Annotated in this window: 3 protein-coding genes and 1 pseudogene; 3 read left to right on the top strand and 1 reads right to left on the bottom strand. The window is 73.0% G+C overall.

Features of this window, described 5'->3' with window-relative positions; genetic code table 11:
- A pseudogene (locus tag G6039_RS29760) lies at positions 1-542 on the bottom strand (hypothetical protein); the annotation flags it as partial.
- 58 nt (positions 543-600) lie between these two features.
- On the opposite strand from G6039_RS29760, the gene G6039_RS29755 reads away from it, so the two are divergent.
- The 3 genes from G6039_RS29755 to G6039_RS29745 all read left to right on the top strand — a co-directional run bounded on the left by G6039_RS29755 (position 601) and on the right by G6039_RS29745 (position 3,795).
- Positions 601-1,206: a TetR/AcrR family transcriptional regulator gene (locus G6039_RS29755; RefSeq protein ID WP_029541968.1), complete on the top strand. Its 606-nt coding sequence runs from the start codon at positions 601-603 to the stop codon at positions 1,204-1,206.
- Positions 1,207-1,226: 20 nt separating this feature from the next.
- Positions 1,227-2,849, top strand: coding sequence for an acyl-CoA dehydrogenase family protein (locus G6039_RS29750; protein ID WP_029541971.1), 1,623 nt, complete (start codon positions 1,227-1,229; stop codon positions 2,847-2,849).
- 121 nt (positions 2,850-2,970) lie between these two features.
- Entirely contained in the window at positions 2,971-3,795 is an 825-nt protein-coding gene (locus tag G6039_RS29745) for an FAD:protein FMN transferase (protein WP_029541975.1), read from the top strand.
- Positions 3,796-4,025 lie beyond the last annotated feature (230 nt).

The raw sequence follows: 4,025 nt of genomic DNA, 5'->3' as shown, positions 1-4,025 counted from the left end.
GCGGGGGACCAGCGGGCCCGGCGCATGCCCCGGGCGACGCGCCGGACCAGGCGCGCGGCGTCGCGCACGTCGGAGACGCGCGCCGGGTCGGACGGGCGGATCCGCTCGGCCAGCGCGTCGGCGACGGCGTCGATCAGGCCGCGCGCGTCGGCGAGCACGTGCGAGCACACCAGCGAGACGACGGTCCCGCCGCCCTCGACCCGGGTGGCGGTCAGCGCCCATCCCGGTCCGAGTTCGGGGTTGACGTCCACCTCCGCCTGCTGGTCCGCCCAGGTGAGGACGTCGGCGGCGGGGATCGGTTCGGGCGGGTAGCGCAGCGGGTAGCTGTGGTGACCCGGTTCGAGCCGGGGGCGCGCGCCGGGGACGTGCGGGCGCACGACGCGCCGGCCGAGGGGGCTGCGGCCGAGCGCGTCGTGCAGCGAGATCAGCAGGGGGGCGCCGACGGTGTCGCCGGTGCGCCACAGTCCCTGCAGGGCGACGGGCATGCCGAGGCCACGGTGTCTGTGCAGGAAGATCTCGTCCACCACGCTGAGCCGGTTCACCTCCCCGACGGTAGCCGCGATCCTTGACCCAAGCTATGAATCGAGGTTCAATTCTTTCGTGGCCTACCGCCGGACCCCCGCCGTGCAGCAACGGCTCGACGCGCAACGCGACGCGATCGCCGACGCCGCGGTGAGCCTGCTGTCCGAACGGGGCTACCAGGGCCTGTCCATCGCGGCCGTCGCCGAGCGGGCCGGCGTCGCCACCGGCAGCGTCTACCGGCACTACGTGGACAAGTCCGAGCTGATGGTGCGCATCTTCCGCAGCCTGTGCGGGCGGGAGGTCGACGCCGTGGTCGCCGCCGCCGAGACGGCACGGCCGGACGGCGCCGCCGCGCAGGTCGCCGCCGTCGTCGAGACCTTCGCCCGTCGCGCCATGCGCAACCCCACCCTGGCCTACGCCCTGCTCGCCGAACCCGTCGACGCGGCCGTCGACGCCGAGCGCCTGGTGCTGCGCCGCGCCTTCGCGGCCGCGTTCGAAGGGGCCGTCCGCCGGGGCATCGACTCGGGCGATCTCGCCCCCCGGAACGCGGCCCTCGCCGCCGCCGCCCTCGTCGGCGCCGTCGGCGAGGTCCTCACCGGTCCGCTGCAGTCCGGTGCGGCCGCCGCCGACACCGTTCCCGAACTCGTCGCATTCGCCCTACGCGCAATAGGAGCCCGACAGTGAATTCGCCCGCCCCCCACCCGGTGAACTTTCCCGCCACTCACGAGGTGTTCAACCAGGTCCCGGATCTGGTGCCCTACCAGGCGGCGGCGGACCCGGCGCTGCTCGAGGGCCTGCGCCGCGAGGGCGCGGCCTGGGCCGAGGACGAGGTCCGGGAGATCGGCGCGCTCGCCGGCGGCGTGCGCGCGCAGGACTGGGGCAGGCTCGTCAACGAGTACCCGCCCGTGCTGCGCACCCACGACCGCTACGGGCACCGCATCGACGAGGTCGAGTTCCATCCGCACTGGCACGACCTCATGACGGTGGCCGTCGAGCACGGCATGCACGCGGCGCCGTGGCGCGACCCCCGGGCCGGTGCGCACGTCGCCCGGGCCGCCAAGTTCTACGTGTGGGGCCAGGCGGAGGCGGGACACATGTGCCCGATCTCCATGACGTACGCCGTGATCCCGGCGCTGCGGCACAACCCGGAACTCGCCGCGACGTACGAGCCGCTGCTCGCCGCCCCGCACTACGACTTCGGGCTACGCGAACCGTCCACCAAGCGCGGCCTGATCGCCGGCATGTCCATGACCGAGAAGCAGGGCGGATCGGACGTGCGGGCCAACACGACGACGGCGACCCCCCAGGCGGACGGCAGCTATCGCATCGTCGGGCACAAGTGGTTCACCTCCGCCCCGATGTCGGACCTGTTCCTCACCCTGACGCAGACCGGGAGCGGCGTCTCGTGCTTCCTGCTGCCGCGGGTGCTTCCCGACGGCAGCCGCAACCGCATCCACATCCAGCGGCTCAAGGACAAGCTCGGGAACAAGTCCAACGCCTCCTCCGAGATCGAATACGAGGGCGCAACCGGCTGGCTCGTCGGTGCGGAGGGCCGCGGCGTCAACACCATCATCGAGATGGTGAACATGACGCGCCTCGACTGCGTCATCGGCTCGGCGACCGGGATGCGCGCGGCGACATTGCGCGCGGTGCATCATGCCCGGCACCGGAAGGCGTTCGGCGCCCTGCTCGTCGACCAGCCGCTCATGCGGAACGTGCTCGCCGACCTGATCGTCGAGTCGGAGGCCGCGACGACCATGATGATGCGGCTCGCCGGCGCGACGGACCGCGCGTCGACCGATCCGCAGGAGGCGGCGCTGCGCCGCATCGCCCTCGCGGTCACCAAGTACTGGGTGTGCAAGCGCGCCCCCGCGCATGCCGCGGAGGCTCTCGAATGCCTCGGCGGCAACGGCTACGCCGAGGAATCCGGGATGCCGCGGCTGTACCGCGAGGCACCGCTCATGTCGATCTGGGAGGGCTCCGGCAACGTCGCCGCCCTCGACGCGTTGCGGGCGATGGTCAAGCAGCCCGAGACCGTGGACGCGTTCTTCGCCGAGCTGCGCCTCGCCGAGGGCGCCGACCCCCGGCTCGACGACGCCGTGGCCCGGGTCGGCAAGGAACTCGCCGACCTCGAGAACGTCGAATACCGGGCCCGCCGGATCGTGGAGCTGATGGCGCTGGTGCTGCAGGGGGCACAGCTCGTGCGCCACGGGCATCCCGCCGTCGCGGACGCCTTCTGCGCCACGCGGCTGGGCGACGACTGGGGCATCGCCCTGGGGACCATGCCGACCGGCGTGGACACCGCGGCGATTCTCGCGCGCATCTGAACAGTGGAGATTCTCGCGCGCATCTGAACAGTGGCGATTCTCGCGCGCATCCGACCGGCGACGATCCGCAGGGGCATACTGGGGTAACGACAACGATCGTCGAGCGAGGCCGGAGCCCCTCATGATCAGCAGCAGCGAATGGCGGGAGTGGGGGGTCCCGGTCGAGGTGGCCGTCACCGAGTGCGCCGCACTGGTGGAGGCCGAAACGCTGGTGCGCGCCGCGATCGCAGAATCCGAGGCGGCCTGCAACCCCCAGCGCGGCGACGCGGAGATCCACGAGGTCAATCTCGCCCAGGGCATTCCCGTGCAGGTCAGTCCGCGGCTGTCGGCGCTGCTGCGCTCGGCGCTCTGGGTCGCCCGGATGACCGACGGGGCGGTGAGCCCCCTGTCGGCCGACGACGCGGGAATCGACGAGGAGGCCACCCCGCCCATCCATCCGCTTCCGGACTACAGCGACATCCACCTCGACGGCGAGACCGTGCTGGCCCCGTTCGGCGTCAACCTCGACATCACCGAAACGGCCAGGGCCGACACGGCCGATCGGGCCGCCGCGACCGTCGCACGCAGTCTCGAATGCGGTGTCCTGGTGCGCATGGGCGACGTGACGGCCACCGCCGGTCACAGCCCCGCCGGGGGCTGGCAGGTGGCCATCCCCGGAGCCGGCACGGTCGAACTTCCGGCGGGCAGCGCGATGGCGACGCGCGTGCGCGCCGCCGAACCCGACGAGGTGGAAGAGAACGGCGGAAACGACGTCGCCGGGCGGTGGGCGCAGGTGACCGTCATCGCCGGGGACGCGCTGTGGGCCGACGCCGCGGCCGCGGCGGCGCTGCGCCGCGGGGCGCCGGCGGTGCGGTGGCTCGAGCAGTACGATCTCGCCGCCCGGCTCGTGGACGGCGGCGGCCGGGTGCACACGACGCGCCGCTGGTCCCGCCCGCACGCCGCCTGAGCGGCGGAGCTTGCGCCCGAATCGGTGAGCTTGCCCCCGTCTCCGCAGTCGGAAACCGGTGCAAGCCCGCCACGAGGGGTGCCTGCTCTACTTCTGACGCCACCGCCGGATGGTGCGGACGAGGGTGTCGGTGGAGGTGTCGCCGGTGTCGGGGTCCGCCGCGCCGGTCAGGGCCGGTGCCAGGGCCAGGGCCTGGGTCTTGCCGAGTTCGACGCCCCACTGGTCGAACG

Source organism: Rhodococcus aetherivorans (assembly GCF_011058165.1).
In the GTDB taxonomy this organism is placed as follows: domain Bacteria; phylum Actinomycetota; class Actinomycetes; order Mycobacteriales; family Mycobacteriaceae; genus Rhodococcus; species Rhodococcus aetherivorans.
Note: the sequence above shows the minus strand (reverse complement) of the source record. Positions and strands in the feature narration are given on the sequence as shown.